This window comes from Pseudoduganella namucuonensis (genome assembly GCF_900116645.1).
Lineage (GTDB): Bacteria > Pseudomonadota > Gammaproteobacteria > Burkholderiales > Burkholderiaceae_D > Rugamonas > Rugamonas namucuonensis.
In genome coordinates, this window is the sequence record NZ_FPBO01000006.1 from 77,718 (window position 1) to 96,440 (window position 18,723).

Genomic DNA, 18,723 nt, shown 5'->3' on the forward strand with positions numbered 1-18,723 from the left:
TAACTGCGCGCCTAGTGGACTTGCAGGGATTTGCTGCTGAAGAAGCGATGTAGCGCTCCCCTCAGCTCTTCGACTTCGTCAAACTCGATATAGGTCGCGTCGCACAGGTCGTCGAGCTCCCGTATCAGGGTGGTCTTGATCGGCGCGCCCTTCCACACCAGGAACAGCACCGGCGTGCGCCGGCCCTTGAACACGTGGTAGGCCAGTTCGAACGCGCTGCTCTCGCTCATGCCGACGCGGATGTTGATCATCACGTCCGCCTGGTCCAGCAGCGCCAGGCGGTGGCGGCGGAAGTTCTTCGGCGTGAACGGCAGATGGTGATTGCGCTCGAACGACTTGCGGAAGGTGTCCGCGCTTTCGGCCTCGGTCCCCGTCAGGTACTTGAACGGGTGCGGGATGCCGTTGGCGCTGTCGATCAACTGCAGGATGTCGGCGATCATGCGCTGCTGCCGCGCGTCCGACTCCGTGAACGGCTGGCGGATGAACAGTTTCAGCGGCGGCACGCCCACGCTGCGTTCGCGCGCGGCGCGGCGACGCTCCGGCAGCTTGGCCGAGGCGGCCGCCAGATCGGCCTCGGTGGGCTCGAGCCGGCCCCGCGGCCGCAGGGCGGTGGCGGCCTGCGCGGCGTGGCCGGCGTTACCCGCGTTGGCTGCCAGCGCGTGCAGCTCCTGCAGCGAGCTCAGCGCGAAATCGTCGGCGTGGCCCATCGCCTCGGCGGCCGCCTCGGCCGCCGCGATGGTGGTGTAGTAGACGGCGCCGGAAGCCAGCGTGGCCACCCGCAGCGCGCGCGAGGCGCCGATGGCGGTGCGCTTCTCGTCCACGGTGACCACCACCAGCGCGATGGACTTCGCGGCCAGCATCGCCATCACATCCTCGTCGCGCACCTCGCGCACCGGGATGTCGGCGGCGGAGATCACCAGCGAGGTGATGTGGCTGCCCAGCAGCTCGAACCCCATGGCGGCCAGCTGGCGCGCCAGCGCCACGGCGCGCGCCTGGTCGCCCTTGCGCACGCGCAGGTAGGCCTTGCCGCCGCGCGGCAGGCGCACGCCCGCGCCCAGTTGGGCCTTGTAATAGGCCTCGCCGAAGGTGCGGCCGCAGCCCATCACCTCGCCGGTGGATTTCATTTCCGGCCCCAGTATCGTGTCCACGCCGAGGAATTTGGCGAACGGCAGCACCGACTCCTTGACGCTGAAGTAGGGCGGCGTCACCTCCGCCGTCACGCCCTGCTCCAGCAGCGTCTCGCCGGCCATGCAGCGCGCGGCGATCTTGGCCAGCGGCAGGCCGGTGGCCTTGGAGACGAAGGGCACGGTGCGCGAGGCGCGCGGATTGACCTCCAGCACGAACACGGTGTCGCGCACGCGGCCGTCCACCTTGTTGCGCTGGACCGCGAATTGCACGTTCATCAGGCCCACCACGTTCAGGCCCTTGGCCAGGCGCACCGTCTGGCGCCGGATCTCGTCGACCGTTTCCCCGGACAGCGAATACGGCGGCAGCGAGCACGCCGAGTCGCCGGAGTGGATGCCGGCCTGCTCCACGTGCTCCATCACGCCGCCGATGACGACATTGCCGCCGTCGGACACGCAATCGACGTCGACCTCGATGGCGTTGTCCAGGAAGCAGTCCAGCAGCACGGGCGAATCGTGCGAGACCTTGACGGCCTCGCGCATATAGCGTTCCAGGTCGGCGCGCTCGTGCACGATCTCCATCGCGCGGCCGCCCAGCACATAGGACGGTCGCACCACCAGCGGGTAACCGATCTCCTCGGCCAGGCGCACCGCGTCCTCCTCGGTGCGCGCGGTGCGGTTGGGCGGCTGGCGCAGGTCCATCTCGTGCAGCAGCTTCTGGAAGCGCTCGCGGTCCTCGGCGGCGTCGATCATGTCCGGCGAGGTGCCGATGATGGGCACGCCGTTGGCCTCCAGCGCCAGCGCCAGTTTCAGCGGGGTCTGGCCGCCGTACTGCACGATCACGCCGGCCGGTTTTTCCAGCGCGACGATCTCCAGCACGTCCTCCAGCGTCAGCGACTCGAAGTACAGGCGGTCCGAGGTGTCGTAGTCGGTCGACACGGTCTCGGGGTTGCAGTTGACCATGATGGTCTCGTAGCCGTCCTCGCGCATGGCCAGCGCGGCGTGCACGCAGCAGTAGTCGAACTCGATGCCCTGGCCGATGCGGTTCGGACCGCCGCCCAGCACCATGATCTTGGTCTTGCCGGTGGGCTGGGCCTCGCATTCCTCGTCGTACGTGGAATACAGGTAAGCGGTGCGGGTGGCGAATTCGGCGGCGCAGGTGTCCACCCGCTTGTACACCGGCCGCACGCCCAATTGGTGGCGGTGCGCGCGCACCGCGTCCTCGTGCCGGTTCAGCAGCGCGGCCAGGCGGCGGTCGCCGAAGCCCTGCTGCTTCAGGCGGTACAGCACCGGCTTGTCCAGGCCCTCCAGGGTCTGGGTCTGCACCCACTGCTCCACCTCCACCAGGTCCTGGATCTGCGCCAGGAACCAGGGGTCGATGCGCGACAGGCGCTGCACCTCGTCCCGCGTCATGCCCTGGGCGAAGGCCTCGCCCACGTACCAGATGCGCTGCGGACCCGGCACCGCCAGCTCCTCGGCGATGACGGCGGCGCCGGTGTTGGCGCGGCGCAGGCCGTCCATGCCCACGTCCAGGCCGCGCAGGGCCTTCTGGAACGATTCCTGGAAGGTGCGGCCCATGGCCATCACCTCGCCCACGGATTTCATCTGCGTGGTCAGGCGCTCGTCGGCGCCCGGGAATTTCTCGAAGGCGAAGCGCGGCACCTTGGTGACGACGTAATCGATGGACGGCTCGAACGAGGCCGGCGTGGCGCCGCCCGTGATGTCGTTCTGCAGCTCGTCGAGCGTGAAGCCGACGGCCAGCTTGGCCGCCACGCGGGCGATCGGGAAGCCGGTGGCCTTGGAGGCCAGCGCCGAGGAGCGCGACACGCGCGGGTTCATCTCGATGACGATCATGCGGCCGTCCACCGGGTTGACCGCGAACTGCACGTTCGAGCCGCCCGTGTCCACGCCGATCTCGCGCAGCACCGCCAGCGAGGCGTTGCGCATGATCTGGTATTCCTTGTCCGTCAGCGTCTGCGCCGGGGCCACGGTGATGGAGTCGCCCGTGTGCACGCCCATCGGGTCCAGGTTCTCGATCGAGCAGACGATGATGCAGTTGTCCTTGCGGTCGCGCACCACCTCCATCTCGAACTCTTTCCAGCCCAGCAGCGATTCCTCGATCAGCAGTTCCCTGGTCGGCGACAGTTCCAGGCCGCGGGTGCAGATGCTGTGGAAGTCCTCGGCGTTGTGGGCGATGCCGCCGCCGCTGCCGCCCATGGTGAACGAGGGACGGATGATGGCGGGGAAGCCCAGTTCGGCCTGCGCGGCCCAGGCCTCGGCCATGCTGTGGGCGATGCCGGAGCGGGCCGAGCCCAGGCCGATCTTGGTCATCGCGTCCTTGAACTTGGCGCGGTCCTCGGCCTTGTCGATGGCCTCGGGCGTGGCGCCGATCAGCTCCACGCTGTATTTTTCCAGCACGCCGTTGCGGTACAGGTCCAGCGCGCAGTTCAGCGCGGTCTGGCCGCCCATGGTGGGCAGCACCGCCTGCGGGCGCTCCTTGGCGATGATGCGCTCGACCACCTGCCAGGTGATCGGCTCGATGTAGGTGACGTCCGCCATCTCCGGGTCGGTCATGATGGTGGCGGGGTTGCTGTTGACCAGGATGACCTTGTAGCCCTCCTCGCGCAGCGCCTTGCAGGCCTGCGCGCCGGAATAATCGAATTCGCACGCCTGGCCGATGACGATCGGGCCGGCGCCGATGATCAGGATGCTGTTGAGGTCTGTACGCTTAGGCATGCTGCTGGTCCTCCATGAGGCCGATGAAACGGTCGAACAAGGGCGCCAGGTCGTGCGGACCGGGCGAGGCTTCCGGGTGGCCCTGGAAGCAGAATGCGGGACGGTCGGTGCGCGCGAAGCCCTGCAGCGAGCCGTCGAACAGCGAGATGTGGGTGACGCGGCAGTTGGCCGGCAGCGATTCGGCGTCGACGGCGAAGCCGTGGTTCTGCGAGGTGATCATCACCTGGCCGCTCTCCACGTCCTGCACCGGATGGTTGGCGCCGTGGTGGCCGAACTTCATCTTGACGGTGCGCGCGCCGGAGGCCAGCGCCATGATCTGGTGGCCCAGGCAGATGCCGAAGGTGGGGATGGCGCGGTCGATCAGCTCGCGCGCGGCGGCGATGGCGTAGTCGCAGGGCTGCGGGTCGCCGGGGCCGTTGGACAGGAAGACGCCGTCCGGCTTGAGCGCCAGCGCGGCCTGCGCGCCCGCCTCGGCCGGCAGCACCGTCACGCGGCAGCCGCGTTCGGCCAGCATGCGCAGGATGTTGGCCTTCACGCCGTAGTCGTAGGCCACGACGTGGAAGCGCGGCCGCGTTTGCGCGCCGTAGCCCTGGCCCAGGCGCCATTCGGTCTCGGTCCATTCGTAGGCGTGCGGCGTGGTCACGGTGCGCGCCAGGTCCATGCCGTTCAGGCCGGGGAAGGCGCGCGCCAGCGCCAGCGCGCGCTCGGCCAGCTGTTCGCGCTGGGCGCCGCCGCCGGTGGCGATGGCGCCGTTCTGGGCCCCGCCCTCGCGCAGGATGCGGGTCAGCTTGCGGGTGTCGATGCCGGCGATGGCGACGATGTCCTGCTGGCGCAGCCAGTCCGACAGGCTCAGCGTGGAGCGGAAATTGGACGCCAGCAGCGGCAGGTCCTTGATGATCAGCCCTGCGGCGTGGATTTTCGGGGATTCGCCGTCCTCATGGTTGACGCCGGTGTTGCCGATGTGGGGATAGGTCAGCGTGACGATCTGGCGGCTGTAACTGGGATCGCTGAGGATCTCCTGGTAGCCGGTCATGGCGGTGTTGAACACCACCTCGCCGCTGGTCTGGCCGGCGGCGCCTATCGCCACCCCTTCGAACGTGCTGCCATCCGCCAGCGCCAGTACGGCCAATTCCACCTCGCCCAGGGCGTGCATGAGTGGATGCTTCATCTGCGTTTCCTCCGATCCAACTAGTGACTGTGAGCGGCATTCGATTTCCTTGTGGGAATAAAACACCGGCTCGGGAAGGTCACGATACGGGAAAAACGCAGGGATAAATCTATCCAATGCTCACATTAAAGTGTTTTCATGAGCCGCGTCCTAGACAATGGAATTGCCGTGATGCAATTGCGCAACGGTCGTTATTCGAAGCGCAATCTTCCCGCGCCCGGCGCCGCGGCAGCGGCGCGTATCGGGGGACGCTATAATGTCGGCCTTGGCCACACACCGTCCCGCAAGCGCAAAAAATGACACTACTGACCATCATCGTCGCCACCGACGCCGGGCGCGGCATCGGCATCGACAACACGCTGCCGTGGAAGCTGCCGGAGGACATGGCGCGCTTCAAGCGCCTGACGACCGGCCACCCCGTCATCATGGGCCGCAAGACCTACGACTCGATCGGCCGTCCGCTGCCGAACCGCCGCAACATCGTCATCACCCGCAACGCCGCGTGGCGCGCGGACGGCGTGGAGGCGGTGCACTCGCTGGACCAGGCGCGCGCGCTGGTCGCCGCCGAGGCGGAGGCCTTCATCATCGGCGGCGCCCAGGTCTACGCCGAGGCGCTGGCCGTGACCGACCAGGTGATCCTGACCGAGATCGGCCAGGCCTTCGCGTGCGACGCCTTCTTCCCGCCGCTGGGCGCGGAATGGCAGGAGCTGGAGCGCCAGGAGCACGTGTCGGCCAACGGCCTGCCCTACGCCTTCATCACCCTGCGCCGCCGCCCGGCCTGAGTTCATACAACAAACAGCATCAAAGGAATCCCATGTCAGGACACGGTTTTCACGTGCACGGCCCGCACGACCACGCGGTGGAACACGCCGCGCACAGCGACGACAAATTCTCCGGCAACATCGCCGTCACCACGGCCATCCTGGCCACGGTGGGGGCGCTGTTCGGCTACCAGGGCGGCGCCACGCAGAACGAGGCGGCCATGTTCAAGAACAACGCCGCCATCGACAAGACGCAGGCCGCCAACAGCTGGAACTACTACCAGGCCAAGTCCGGCAAGCAGAACCTGGCCGAGCTGGCCATCACGCTGCCGCTGGCGGACCAGGAGAAGTACAAGGGCGAGATCGCCCGCTACAAGGCCGAAAAGGAGGACATCAAGAAGGAGGCCGAGAAGTGGGAGGCCTCGTCCGCCGAATGGAACCGCAAGTCCGACGCGGCCATGCACACCCACCACCAGTGGGCGCTGGCCACCACCGCCGAGCAGATCGCGATCTCGCTGGCCGCCATCACGCTGCTGACGCACCGCCGCTGGCTGCTGTACGCGACCTACGCGGTGGCGGCGGCCGGCATCGCGCTGGGCGCCTTCGCCATGCTGCACGTGGACCCGCTCGCCCTGCTGACTGGCGGCGGCGCGCCCGCCCACTGACGAATCCGCTAAGATGGCTGCCAGCGGTCGCCGGCGGCGTATTTTTTTCACATGATTCCCGCGTTTTCTGCGAGAATCCCGTTCTTCTTTTTTTCGCCCAGCCCGCTCCGGACACCAAGCCCCGGGGCGTTTCTTCTTTTTGGAGACATGCATGAAATTTCGTTTCCCGATCGTCATCATTGATGAGGATTTCCGCTCTGAGAACACGTCCGGCCTGGGCATCCGCGCCCTGGCCGCCGCGATGGAAAAGGAAGGCATGGAAGTGCTGGGCGTCACCAGCTACGGCGACCTGAGCCAGTTCGCGCAGCAGCAGTCGCGCGCCTCGGCCTTCGTGCTGTCCATCGACGACGAGGAATTCGGCGGCGGCACCGTGGAGGAGACCGACGTGGCGCTGAAGTCGCTGCGCGCCTTCGTCGAGGAGATCCGCTACAAGAACGCCGACATCCCGATCTACCTGTACGGCGAGACGCGCACCTCGCGCCACATCCCGAACGACATCCTGCGCGAGCTGCACGGCTTCATCCACATGTTCGAGGACACGCCGGAATTCGTGGCGCGCCACATCATCCGCGAGGCCAAGTCCTACCTGGACGGCCTGTCGCCGCCCTTCTTCCGCGCGCTGGTGCACTACGCCAACGACGGCTCCTATTCCTGGCACTGCCCCGGCCACTCGGGCGGCGTGGCCTTCCTGAAGTCGCCGATCGGCCAGATGTTCCACCAGTTCTTCGGCGAGAACATGCTGCGCGCCGACGTCTGCAACGCCGTCGAGGAACTGGGCCAGCTGCTGGACCACACCGGCCCGGTGGCCGCCTCCGAGCGCAACGCCGCCCGCATCTACAACGCCGACCACTGCTACTTCGTCACCAACGGCACCTCCACCTCGAACAAGATGGTGTGGCACTCGACGGTCGCCCCGGGCGACATCGTGGTGGTGGACCGCAACTGCCACAAGTCCATCCTGCACTCGATCATCATGTGCGGCGCGATCCCCGTGTTCCTGATGCCGACCCGCAACCACCTCGGCATCATCGGCCCGATCCCGCTGGAGGAGTTCTCGATGGAGAGCATCCAGCGCAAGATCGACGCCAACCCGTTCGCGCGCGACGCCAAGAACAAGAAGCCGCGCATCCTGACCATCACCCAGTCGACCTACGACGGCGTGGTGTACAACGTCGAGACGCTGCGCGAAATGCTGGACGGTAAGATCGACACGCTGCACTTCGACGAGGCCTGGCTGCCGCACGCCACCTTCCACGATTTCTACAAGAACATGCACGCCATCGGCAAGGACCGTCCGCGCGCCAAGGAATCGATGATCTTCTCCACCCAGTCCACGCACAAGCTGCTGGCCGGCCTGTCGCAGGCCTCGCAGGTGCTGGTGCGCGAATCGGAATCGGTCAAGCTGGACAAGGACGCCTTCAACGAGGCCTACCTGATGCACACCTCCACCTCGCCGCAATACTCCATCATCGCCTCGTGCGACGTGGCCGCGGCCATGATGGAGGCGCCGGGCGGCACCGCGCTGGTCGAGGAATCGATCCTGGAGGCGCTGGACTTCCGCCGCGCGATGCGCAAGATCGACGAGGAATGGGGCAAGGACTGGTGGTTCAAGGTCTGGGGTCCGGACACCTTCGCCGAGGAGGGCATCGGCAAGCAGGAGGACTGGATCTTCGGCGCAGACAGCAAGGAATGGCACGGCTTCGGCGACCTGGCGCCGGGCTTCAACATGCTGGACCCGATCAAGGCCACCATCGTCAACCCGGGCCTGTCGCTGGACGGCCAGTTCGGCGACTCCGGCATTCCGGCCTCGATCGTGACCAAGTACCTGGCCGAGCACGGCGTGATCGTGGAGAAGTGCGGCCTGTACTCCTTCTTCATCATGTTCACCATCGGCATCACCAAGGGCCGCTGGAACACGCTGCTGACGGCGCTGCAGCAGTTCAAGGACGACTACGACAAGAACGCGCCGATGTGGCGCATCCTGCCGGAGTTCTCGCAGGCCAACCCGCGCTACGAGCAGATGGGCCTGCGCGACCTGTGCCAGCAGATCCACGACTTCTACAAGGCCTACGACGTGGCGCGCCTGACGACGGAAATGTACCTGTCGGACATGATCCCGGCGATGAAGCCGTCGGACGCCTTCGCCAAGATGGCGCACCGCGAGATCGAGCGCGTGGCGATCGACGACCTGGAAGGACGCATCACGTCCATCCTGCTGACGCCGTATCCGCCGGGCATCCCGCTGCTGATCCCGGGCGAGCGCTTCAACAAGACCATCGTCGACTACCTGCGCTTCGCGCGCGACTTCAACGAGCGCTTCTCCGGCTTCGAGACGGACGTGCACGGCCTGGTCAAGCGCGAGGTGAACGGCAAGCGCGACTACTTCGTCGACTGCGTCCAGCAGTAAGCCTTTACCGGCCGGCCTCACGGGCGGGCCTTCCCGGAAATCCCCCGGCCCCGCGACGCGGCGCCGGGGGATTTTTCATTGGTCCGCCCTGTCCTTGGGCCTTTGCGCGCTTGCCCGCGCTCAAACGGCGCGGCACGGCGCGGCCTACATTGGTGCCATGGAGACGATGGTAACGACCGATACGACCGATACGGCGGCGGCGTGGCTATATGTGGCGGATCCGTCGCTGAACGCGGCGGGCCAGCGGCTGGGGCGTGAACTCGCCGCCGCGGGCGTGGCCGTGCTGCCCAAGCCGCCGGGCGAACTGGGGGTGGTGCTGTTCGCGGCCTGGGACGCGCCAACGACGGCGCTGCTGGCGCAGCTGTCCGCGCGCGCCACCGTGCTGGCGATCTGCTGCGCGCCCTCGCCGCCCTCCCGCGGCTCGGCGTGGGAGGCGCTGGACGCCGGCGCGGCCGACTGCCTGCACTGGCCCGGCGGCGCCGGCGACGCCGCGCAGGTGACGGCGCGGCTGCGCCGCTGGCGGGCCGTGGCTCGGCTGATGGCCTCGGACACCGTGCGCGACTGCCTGGTCGGCGACAGCCCGGCCTGGCGCGCGCTGGTGCGCAGCGTGGTGGAGGTGGCGGCGTTCACGCAATCGCCCGTGCTGATCACCGGCGAGACCGGCACCGGCAAGGAGCAGATCGCCCAGCTGATCCACCGCCTCGGCGGCGCGCGCGGCGAGCTGATCCTGCTCGACTGCGCCACGCTGTCGCCCGAACTGTCGGGCAGCGAATTCTTCGGCCACGAGCGCGGCGCCTTCACCGGCGCGGCGGCCGCGCGCGACGGCGCGTTCGCGCTGGCCGACGGCGGCATCCTGTTCCTGGACGAGGTGGGCGAACTGCCGCCGTCCATGCAGGCGCAGTTGCTGCGCGTGATACAGGAGCGCCAGTACAAGCGCGTGGGCAGCAACACCTGGCAGCCCACCCGCTTCCGCCTGGTGTGCGCCACCAACCGCGACCTGGAGGCGGACGTGGCCAGCGGCGCCTTCCGGGCGGACCTGTACTACCGCATCGCCGGCTGGCGCTGTCGCCCCCCGGCGCTGCGCGAACGTCCCGGCGACATCCTGCAACTGGTGGACCATTTCCTGCGCCAGCTGGCCGGCGGCGAGCCGCCGCGGCTCGATCCCGCCGTGCGCGAATACCTGCTGACGCGCGGGTATCCGGGCAATGTGCGCGACCTGCGGCAGACGGTGGCGCGCATCTGGCACCGCCATTGCGGACCGGGACCGGTGACGATAGGCGACGTGCCGCCGGACGAGCGCCTGCACGGCGCGCGGGCCTGGCCGGACGCCGCCTTCGCCGCGGTGGTCGGCCACGCGGTGGACCTGGGCGTGAGCCTGTCGCACATCAGCCAGGCGGCGGCCGACGCGGCGATCCAGCTGGTGCTGGCGCAGGAACAGGGCAACAACCAGCGCGCCGCCGCCCGCCTCGGCATCACCGACCGGGCGCTGCAACTGCGGCGCAAGGCGGCGGCGCGGGAACCCGATTAGCGCCCCGTCAACGCCCCATCAGCCGCAGCAGGTTCTCGCCCAGCACCAGGCGCTCGTCGGCCTCGGACAATCCCAGCAGCTTCACCTTCTCCAGCTCCAGCCCGGGATGCAGCCAGGGGCCGTCCGTGCCGAACAAGACCTTGTGCGCGCCGGCGCGCTGCACCGCCTGCTCCAGCAGGTCGAAGCGGCGCACGGCGGAGGTGTCGGTGTAGATGTTCTTGTGCCGGACCAGGTGGTCGATCAGCGCCAGCTGCGCGGCCCAGTCGTCGGCGAAGCTGCCCAGGTGCGGCAGGATGAAGTTCACGTCCGGGTACTGCGCCGCCAGCAGCTCGGCCACCGCCACCTCGCCCACCGGGTCGTACAGCACCGGCACGCCGAAGTAGCGGGCCGCCGCGCACACCTCGCCGCTGATGCGCGCGTCGTGCCGGTGCACCTTGATGCCGGTGAAGCCGTACTGCTCCACCGCCGTGCGCACCAGGTCCGCGATCCGGCCCCGGTCGCGCCGCGTGTGGACGAAGGCGAAGCCGTAGAACTGGCCGGGCCGCGTCGAGACCAGGCGCGAGACCGCGCTGTTGGCCTCGGCGTAGTCCGAGTGGAAGGTGGCCAGCAGCACGGTGCGCGCGATGCCAGCCTCCTGCGCGCGGCGCAGGTAGCGGCCCAGCCCCGCGTCGCTGTCCCATGGGCCGGACAGGCCGTCGCCGGGGCCGGCGTGGCAATGGCAGTCGATGATCATCGCGGCCTCAGAAGTCGATGGGCTGGATGCGGGCCGCGCGGCGCTGGCGCCAGCGGCCGCGGTAGGCCTCGTCCTCGGACTCCCGGGCCGGCGCCATGTGCGGCGCGTGGCACTGCACCGCCTGCATCAGCGCGTCGCGCATGGCGGCCGGGCTGCCGTCGCTCCGCGCCGCCAGCTGCCCGGCCGTGCCGGCGATGCGCACGATGCGCCGCGCCACCTCCAGGTCGCAGTCCTCCTGCGCCAGGCCGGCCATTTCCATCTCCACCTCCAGCGCCTTGGCCACCGCGCCGCCCAACGCGGAGCCCAGCGCCGTGCCAACGCCCGGTATCGGGATGAAGGAGCCCAGCGCGCCGCCCACCATCGGCAGCGCCTTCTTCGCGATGCCCTTCAGCGCGCCGCCTATGGGCTTGGCGATCTTCTTGATGCCCTTCCATATCTTGCCCAGGAACTGGTCCAGCTCCGCCTCGCTGCTCACCGCCAGCAGTTCATAGGCCAGCTCCATTTCCTCCGCCTCGCTGAACATGGCCTCCTGCGCCAGGCCGAATTCCATCACCTCGAAGCCCCCCGCCGCCGTGTTGCGGCAGGACGCGCATTTGCAGTTTGTGCCGTACATGATTTCCTCCGTCGCTGGTTCCTCATTGCCGCCGGCGGACGGTTCGGCCCCGTCGTCCGCCGGCTCGTCCGGTTCAGCCGGTTCGTCCGCGCCATCCGGCGGCGGCTCGTCCGCCCGATACGCGCCGGCGCCCACGGGCCAGATGCCGTAGTACGGGCCGGGATAGGGCCATAGACCGGGCCACGGCCGCCGCCAGGTGCTCGGCCATGGCCGGGGCCAGGGCGGCGCCAGTCCAGGCCCGGGGCCCGGCCGCGGTCGCGGCCCGGGACCGCCGGGACGGCCCGGGCGGCCAAGGCTGCCCGGGCGCGCCAGCCCCACGCCGGCCCTGGGACCGCCCGCGCCGCCCGCGCGCCCCATCGACCCGGTTGCGCCCAGCCGTCCCGGCGCACCGGGGGCGGCTGGCCGGCCGGGAGGCCCCATGCGCCCGGCTGGCGCGGCGCGCGGCGCGGCCTGCGCGCGCGCGGGCCGCTGCATGCCGGCGCGCGGGGCCGCGGCCTTGCCCGCGGTTCTGCCTGCGGTTGCGCCGGCGGTCTTGCCCGCCATCTTGCCCACGGGCTTGCCGGCCGGCCTGCCCACCGACCTGCCCCCGCCGGGGCGGCCACCCCCGCCCCCGCGCACCGGGCGCATGCCGCGTTCGGACTCCATCTCGTCGCCGGACTCCAGCCCCAGTATTTCGAATTCCTCGCTCATGATGCCTCCCTCAGATGATGGATAAGCAGCGCGACCACGTGGGCCACGTCGTAGGGCGCGTGGTCCGCCCGCAGCAGGAACGCCAGCGCCGGGCCGGCGCCGCTGCGCAGCGGCACCGCGTTGAGCGCCGCCGCCATCGCCGCCGCGTGGCCCTCGTCCAGCCCGCGCGCGGGCAGCGGCACCACCTGCACCGGGAAATCCCCGCCCAGGCAGGCGACGCCGGCTTCGGCCAGGCCGCCGCGGAACTGCCGCACCCGCGCCAGCAGCATGCCGCGCAGATGCTCGCCGCGCTCCTGGTTCTCGCGCAGCGCCTGCCGCGCGGCGGCGATGACGGCGGCCGACGGCGGACTGGCGTGCGCGCGGCTCGCGCTTTGCCGCTCGAAACGCGCCACCAGCTCCACCCCGCCGCCCAGCACCGCCAGCGGCGCGCCAAAGCCCTTGGCCAGCGAGGCGCCCACCGCCACCGGCGCGCCCGCCAGCCCGTGCAGCCGCACCGAGCCCCCGCCCCGCTCGCCCAGCACGCCCAGCGCCTGCGTGTCGTCCAGCACCAGCAGGCCACCGGCGCCGCGCGCGATGCCGGCGTAATCGGCCAGCGGCGGCGGGCGCCGGTCGCCGGGGCTGTAGCCGTCGGCCAGCACCACCGGTGACAGATCGCGCTCCCGGCACTCCCCGGCCAGGCGCGCCAGGCCGGCGCTGTCGCCGTGCCTGAACACCCGCGGCGCGGGACCCGCCTTGAACGCGCACGCCGCGCACAGCCTGGCGATCGGATAGGCGGCGCCGTCCACCAGCAGCGCGGTGCGGCCCCGCGCCAGCATCTCGAACAGGTCGAGGTAGAGGTGCAGCGTGGACGGCAGCAGCGTGGCGGCCTCGCAGCCCTGCAGCGCGGCCAGTTCCCGCGCCAACTCGGCCGCCCCGGGCGGCTCCTCCAGCGCCGCCGGCTTGCCCAGCGTGAGCGCGCCCCGGGCGCGGGCGTGCCGCATGCCCAGGTACAGCGCGCTGGCGAAATCGACGCACCGCGCGCCGTCCTCCGGCCTCATGTCCGCAACTGCTGTGCGAGGCGCTGGCGCAGCAGGATCGACGGCAGCGTGGCGTCCGCGGTGGCGTCGGCGCTGTCGGCCGACAGGTCGATACCGGTCGCCGCGCGGTAGGCGTGGATGTAACCCTGCGCCTGCGGCCGCCAGAAGCGCGCCCAGTTGAAGGCCTGGGTCGATTCGTAGATGTCGCTCCAGTTGCCGTAGCGGATGGACAGCAGCAGCTGCTCGCCGAACATGGCCAGCGCGCGGAAATGCATCACGCTGGTGTCGGTCCAGTTCTGCAGCTTCTTCATCGCGTCCACCCGGTCCATCCACGGCTCGGGATAGGCCACCATCACGCGCGTGGGCAGGAACTCGCGGAACTCCGGCCGCGCCAGCAGCCATTGCTGCATCAGCATCTCGATGCGCGCGGTCGAGGGCAGATCGCCGAACTGGTTGTGCGCGCCCTGCGACAGGATCAGGTGCACCTCCTTGAGCGCGTTCAGCACGGGGAAGGCGTCGGCCTTGACGGTGGTGTCGTCGTCCTGCCGGTAGAAGGAGGTCAGCAGCCGCAGCAGGTGGTGGAAGGCCTCCAGGAACTTGGAGCGGCTGTCGGCGGGCCGGAAGTGCTGCACCGCCTTGCCGTCCAGCCGGATGCCGTAGTGGTGGTCGTACTCGTAGTTGCGGCGCACCACCGTCAGCCGGTGCTGCTCGTCCTGCGTGTAGCCCCACAGCAGGTTGTTCAGGGGCCGCAACGGATCGATCTCGATGTTGGCCAGCGGGTCCGGCCCCATGCCCGGCGCGCGCACGTTCTGGAAGCGCTGGGTGATGGCGTTCATGGTCTGCACCAGCATGCCCTCCTCCTGCCAGTACGACCAGATCAGCTCCAGCAGGCAGGGGTTCGACAGCCGCTCCTGGATGATGCCGAAGCACAGGTCGGCCTGCTGGCCCAGGTTGCCGATGTTGAGCGGAATGTCGGGCAGCTTGCGCCGGATCACGGCCAGGTAGGGCAAGGTCAGCGTGGTGCCGTCCACCTTCTCCAGGTAATCCTGCGCCAGCACGCTGGCCAGGTCGCCGCCGTTGGGGATGTCGCGCCGGTCCAGGTAGGCCGCGTCCTCGGCCGCGTTGAAGGCCAGCGGCAGGCTGAGGATGCCGCAGTTGACCATCACGAAGGCCTCGGTGGCCGCCTTCAGCACGCGGTAGGCGTCGCTGTCGTTGAAGGGCAGGAAGCGGCGCCCCTTCAGGCCCTGGAAGGCCGCGCCCTTGGTCAGGAAGCGCTGGCGCTCGAACTCGGGCGAGCCGGCGTTGCTGGCGTCGCAGAACAGCTGGTCCAGGAACTGCAGGTAGTTGGTGAAGGATAGCGCCTCGGTGCTGTTGCGGATCAGCGTCCACAGCGGCAGGTCCTCGGTCGGCTCGGTCTCCGTGCGCGTCAGCGAAACGCCGACGTTGCCCGAGATCGGGCTGGGCGTGCGCTGGTCGACGTCGACCTCCCCCGCCACCCCCAGCGAGGCCATGGCGCCGGGCGACACCGCGCCCGCCAGCTCGTCCACCGTCAGCAAGGCGCCCGCCGAGTCGCGCGCCATCGGCAGCCCGGCGGCCGAGATCACGCCTCGCGGCGCCGCGCCGCCGATCGCGGCCGCGCGGCCGCGCCGCGCGAACAGGATCTGGCCGTCGAAGCGGTGCAGGCCCGCGTGGCGCAGCGCCGAGATGAAACGGTGCCCGTCCGCGCCGTAGGGCAGCCAGGGCGTGCGCGCCACCACGCGCAGCTGGGTCGCGTCCAGGCCGGCGTCGCCGTCCACGTGCACGTCGGCGATCGCCTTGTCGCCCACGAAGGCGCAATTCTGGTCGACCTCCTTGCAGTTGGTTTCGAACGTCATCTCGATCCGCGGCCGGAACGGAAAGTCGAAGCACACGCTTTCGGTGCAGCCGTTGCGCACCGAGGCGCACTGGTAGTACAGCGCGTCCAGCCGCATCGGGACGATGTTGTCGTAGGCGGCGATGTAGGCGCCGGGGTCCAGCAGGTCGAACAGCGCCACGCCGTCGGCGTTGGTGAAGCCGGTGGCGGCCAGGTGCTCCTCGTCGGGCAGCCAGTTCTTCACCTCGTCCACATTGCAGGCCTGCATGCGCACGCCCTGCTGGTTGTACGCGTGATACAGCTTGATGGCGGCGTTGACGACGGGGGTGCCGGTCAGCGTGTCGTGCACCGTCGCCTGGATCGCCCCGCGCAGGTCCGCCCGGGCCGCCGCGTTCTTGATGTTTGCCATGTCTTTCTCCTTAAGGGATTGCTACGGTGTTCGGGCGGCCCTGGCCGCGATGCGTCGCCGCGTCGCTGCACAGCGCGCTGATATCGAGCGTGCTGCGCAGAGCCCAGTGCGTGAGCAGCCGGGCCAGCAGCACGCTTTCGTCCCCGGGCTCCAGGCGGCCGTCGGCGCGCGCCTGGCCCAGCACGGCGAACGCCAGCGCCGGCGCGGCCTCGTACATCTGTTGCGGCATGGCGCACCACAGCCGGAACAGGGCCGCCAGCCGGCGCGGCTGGCGCGCGCGCACCGCCAGCGCCTCGGCCAGGGCCCGTCCGCGCAGCGCCGCCGGCCGGTGTCCCGCCACCAGCGCCGCCAGCGCCGGCATGCTGTCCTGCAGCTGCGCCAGCAACACCCGCTGCGGCGCGGCCAGGCCGTCCAGCGGGTAGAACGATTCCCACAGCGCGGCCAGGCGGCGCCATTGCGGATGCGGGAACAGCAGCGCGCCCATCGCGCAACTGAGCTTGACGCGTATCCACGGCGCCGGATGCGGATCGTCCGGGTTGATGCGGAACACGAACACGCGCGGCAGGCTGACCACGCCGATCAGCCCCAGCGTGGCCGCCACGCCCACCCGCGCCAGCGACCAGAAGTCGGCCACGATCTCGGAGATCCACCGCTCCCACAGGCGCCACACCACCGGCGGGCCGCTGGCGCCGCTCTGCATGGCCTGCAGCACCGGCCGCATCGAGTTCACCAGGTCCAGCAGCGCGGCGCCCTGGTGGCCCACCTCGTGCACCAGCGACGAGGCGATGCTGGTGCCCACCATGCGCTCGCGCGGCACCCGCACGATGGCCACAGGGTTGTCGCCGCCGCCCGGCAGGCGCGTGCGCGCGCGCCGGATGGCGGCGCCCGGCCCCCGGTCCAGGTAGCACACCACGGGCGGCGCCTCGTAATAGCCGCCGGGCAGCGCCAGCGCGTCCGCCGACACCACGTCCAGGCCGGACAGCCAGACCCCGTTCTCGTGCTCGCTGCGCTGCGTGATGACGTCGTTGAACAGGTCGAACTGCGTCAGCGCGGCGTTGAACTTCAGGCGCAGGAAGGTGAAGCGGCGCTGCGCCTCGGCCGCCGTCGCGCCGCGTGCCGCCGGTCCCCGCAGCCAGGCCAGGTAGCCCTCCACCATGCGTTGCAGATCGTGCCGGCCTTGCGCCAGGTGGGCCTCGATGGCCGCTTGGGCGCTCGGCAGCAGGGCCGCGGCGGGCACCATCGGCTCGATCAGCGCGAAGGGACGCACCCGCGCCAGGCGCGCCAGCAGGGCGCGCGCCTCCTGCGACAGCATCCACACGGCGTAAGTGCTGATGGCCATGGCGGTTCAGGCGCCGTGCAGGATGATCTTGCCGCCCTGGCGCGTCCAGCGCCCCGACGCGCCGCCGCCGGCCGCGCCACCCATGCCACCCATGCCACCCATGCCGCCGCGCTGCATGCCGGATGCCTGGCCGCGTCCCTTGGGCCCGCACGCCGCGGCGCCCTGCGCCCCCGCCTTGGCCAGCAGCCCCGGGGCGTGCTGGCGCGCCGCCGCCGTCGCCGCCGCCTGCGCCACGGCGCGTGGATCGCCGCCGCGCGCCTGCGAGGCGCGGTTCACGGTGTCGGCGGCGATGCGCACGAAGGTTTTCGCGCCCTCGTACTCGCGGTCCTCGCCCATCATCTCGCCCTCCGCCTCCAGGCCCAGCGCGCCGCCGGCGGCCGAGGCCAGGCCGCTGCCGATCTTGGCGCCCAGCGGGCCGCCGAAGTAGCCGCCGATGGCGCCGCCGGCCATCGGCAGCGCCTTCTTGGCCACGCCCTTCAGTACCCCGCCCACCGCCTGCCCGATCGGCGACTTGATCACCGAGCCGGCCACGGAGGCGGCCTTCTTCAGGAAGTTGCCCAGGAACTGGTCCAGCTCCGCCTCATTGGTCACCGACAGCAGCTCGTTTGCCAGTTCCATTTCCTCCGACTCGGTCAGCAGGCCGCCCTCGCCGCTCCACTCGCCCTGGCCGAACTCGTACTGCTCGCCTTCATATCCCATCTCCTGGCCGAATTCCAGGGTCGTACGATCGATGTCATGCATGATTAGCTCCCGATGAAGGTGAAACGACAAACACACGAACAACGCCGGCGCGGACGCTCCGCGCCGGTTCAACAATCGAGCACCACCAGGCGCCCGCCCTCGCGCCGCCAGGCGCCGCCGCGCGGGCGGGCCTCGAGGCCCTGACGCAGCAGTCCGGGCGCGTGGCGCCGCGCCGCCAGCACCAGCGCGGCCTGCACGCGCGTGGCCGGGTCGGCCGCTCCGCCCGGCGCCAGCGCGCCGTCGACGACCGCCCGCAACAGCCGGGTCACCTGGCGGGCCAGCGCGAATTCCTTGTCCTCGGGGCTCAGGCCTTCGAGCTCCAGCCCGAAGATGGTCGCGGCCTTGCGCTTCAGGTCCGCCATGTCGCGCGGCAGCGCCGCCCGCGCCGCCCGGTCCAGCGCGGGCAGCAGGGCCGCGCCCAGCGGGCCGCGCAGGGCCGCCCTGCCGGCGGGTCCCGCGCCGGCCACCAGCCGCGCAAGGAAGCGTCCCAGGGCCGGGCCCGCGCCCGCTTCCAGCAGGGCCGCCCCATGCTCCATCTCGGCGCCCTCCTCCAGGCCCTCCTCCAGTTGCGCCGGGGCGGACGCGGACGGCGCGGAGGGCATCACTTCGGGAACGTAGTCAAGCAGGCGGCGGTTCATGTCTGGGCTCCGTTGGCGGCGCCACGCGGCGCCTGATCCTGACTTTGCAAACGCCATGCCAGCGCGCCGCCCCCAGGGAACGGGGCGGCGGCGGCGAAGCCAGCTTCGCCGGGGCGGCGCCTGGCGCGGAAAGCGGCGAAAAGCGCTTCGCGGCCGCCATTCCCGCGACGCCGAAAGGACTTTCATTCACCGCCGAAACGACTTTTATTAAAAAAGTCACCCACCCCGGAACGCCCTGCCGCAGCGCACCACAGATAGATGAATTGACTATTAGTTTATAAATACATACCAATAATCACCATA

At 70.1% G+C, this 18,723-nt stretch carries 15 protein-coding genes; 6 read left to right on the top strand and 9 right to left on the bottom strand.

Going from position 1 to position 18,723, the window contains the following annotated elements; genetic code table 11:
- Window positions 1–11: 11 nt before the first annotated feature.
- Complete coding sequence (gene carB / locus BM436_RS08495; protein ID WP_093555079.1) at window positions 12–3,860, bottom strand: carbamoyl-phosphate synthase large subunit; 3,849 nt, start codon at window positions 3,858–3,860, stop codon at window positions 12–14.
- Complete coding sequence (gene carA, locus BM436_RS08500; protein ID WP_229489653.1) at window positions 3,853–5,028, bottom strand: glutamine-hydrolyzing carbamoyl-phosphate synthase small subunit; 1,176 nt, start codon at window positions 5,026–5,028, stop codon at window positions 3,853–3,855. The genes carB and carA overlap by 8 nt, the downstream gene beginning before the upstream one ends.
- Window positions 5,029–5,199: 171 nt before the next feature.
- Here carA and BM436_RS38330 point away from each other — a divergent pair, with 171 nt between their 5' ends.
- The 5 genes from BM436_RS38330 (at window position 5,200) to BM436_RS08520 (ending at window position 10,389) form a co-directional block, all read left to right on the top strand.
- Complete coding sequence (locus BM436_RS38330; RefSeq protein ID WP_259741428.1) at window positions 5,200–5,328, top strand: hypothetical protein; 129 nt, start codon at window positions 5,200–5,202, stop codon at window positions 5,326–5,328.
- Complete coding sequence (locus BM436_RS08505; RefSeq protein ID WP_093555080.1) at window positions 5,325–5,810, top strand: dihydrofolate reductase; 486 nt, start codon at window positions 5,325–5,327, stop codon at window positions 5,808–5,810. The genes BM436_RS38330 and BM436_RS08505 overlap by 4 nt, the downstream gene beginning before the upstream one ends.
- A gap of 32 nt (window positions 5,811–5,842) precedes the next feature.
- A complete protein-coding gene (locus tag BM436_RS08510; protein WP_093555081.1) occupies window positions 5,843–6,454 on the top strand; it encodes a DUF4337 domain-containing protein in 612 nt (203 codons plus the stop codon).
- A gap of 151 nt (window positions 6,455–6,605) precedes the next feature.
- Window positions 6,606–8,861 carry an arginine/lysine/ornithine decarboxylase gene (locus BM436_RS08515; RefSeq protein WP_093555082.1) on the top strand — a complete coding sequence of 752 codons (2,256 nt, stop codon included), beginning with the start codon at window positions 6,606–6,608 and terminating at the stop codon, window positions 8,859–8,861.
- A 166-nt stretch (window positions 8,862–9,027) separates the two neighbouring features.
- Window positions 9,028–10,389, top strand: coding sequence for a sigma-54-dependent transcriptional regulator (locus BM436_RS08520; protein ID WP_093555083.1), 1,362 nt, complete (start codon window positions 9,028–9,030; stop codon window positions 10,387–10,389).
- Between the two features lie 7 nt (window positions 10,390–10,396).
- Here the strand turns inward: BM436_RS08520 and BM436_RS08525 are convergent, their stop codons facing one another.
- From BM436_RS08525 to BM436_RS08555, 7 genes are all read right to left on the bottom strand, one after another.
- Window positions 10,397–11,122 (bottom strand): amidohydrolase family protein, encoded by a 726-nt coding sequence (locus tag BM436_RS08525; RefSeq protein ID WP_093555084.1) that lies wholly within the window; start codon window positions 11,120–11,122, stop codon window positions 10,397–10,399.
- A 7-nt stretch (window positions 11,123–11,129) separates the two neighbouring features.
- Window positions 11,130–12,425, bottom strand: coding sequence for a hypothetical protein (locus BM436_RS36040; protein ID WP_143133012.1), 1,296 nt, complete (start codon window positions 12,423–12,425; stop codon window positions 11,130–11,132).
- On the bottom strand, window positions 12,422–13,462 hold the full coding sequence (locus BM436_RS08535; RefSeq protein ID WP_093555086.1) for an aminotransferase class I/II-fold pyridoxal phosphate-dependent enzyme: 1,041 nt from the start codon (window positions 13,460–13,462) through the stop codon (window positions 12,422–12,424). The genes BM436_RS36040 and BM436_RS08535 overlap by 4 nt, the downstream gene beginning before the upstream one ends.
- Window positions 13,459–15,702 carry a hypothetical protein gene (locus BM436_RS08540; protein ID WP_093555087.1) on the bottom strand — a complete coding sequence of 748 codons (2,244 nt, stop codon included), beginning with the start codon at window positions 15,700–15,702 and terminating at the stop codon, window positions 13,459–13,461. The genes BM436_RS08535 and BM436_RS08540 overlap by 4 nt, the downstream gene beginning before the upstream one ends.
- Before the next feature lie 10 nt (window positions 15,703–15,712).
- Window positions 15,713–17,041 carry a hypothetical protein gene (locus BM436_RS08545; RefSeq protein ID WP_093555088.1) on the bottom strand — a complete coding sequence of 443 codons (1,329 nt, stop codon included), beginning with the start codon at window positions 17,039–17,041 and terminating at the stop codon, window positions 15,713–15,715.
- 6 nt (window positions 17,042–17,047) lie between these two features.
- Window positions 17,048–17,782: a hypothetical protein gene (locus BM436_RS36985; RefSeq protein ID WP_093555089.1), complete on the bottom strand. Its 735-nt coding sequence runs from the start codon at window positions 17,780–17,782 to the stop codon at window positions 17,048–17,050.
- 68 nt (window positions 17,783–17,850) lie between these two features.
- Window positions 17,851–18,420: a hypothetical protein gene (locus BM436_RS08555; RefSeq protein ID WP_093555090.1), complete on the bottom strand. Its 570-nt coding sequence runs from the start codon at window positions 18,418–18,420 to the stop codon at window positions 17,851–17,853.
- Window positions 18,421–18,464: 44 nt separating this feature from the next.
- On the opposite strand from BM436_RS08555, the gene BM436_RS36050 reads away from it, so the two are divergent.
- Entirely contained in the window at window positions 18,465–18,701 is a 237-nt protein-coding gene (locus BM436_RS36050) for a hypothetical protein (RefSeq protein WP_143133013.1), read from the top strand.
- Window positions 18,702–18,723: the final 22 nt, after the last annotated feature.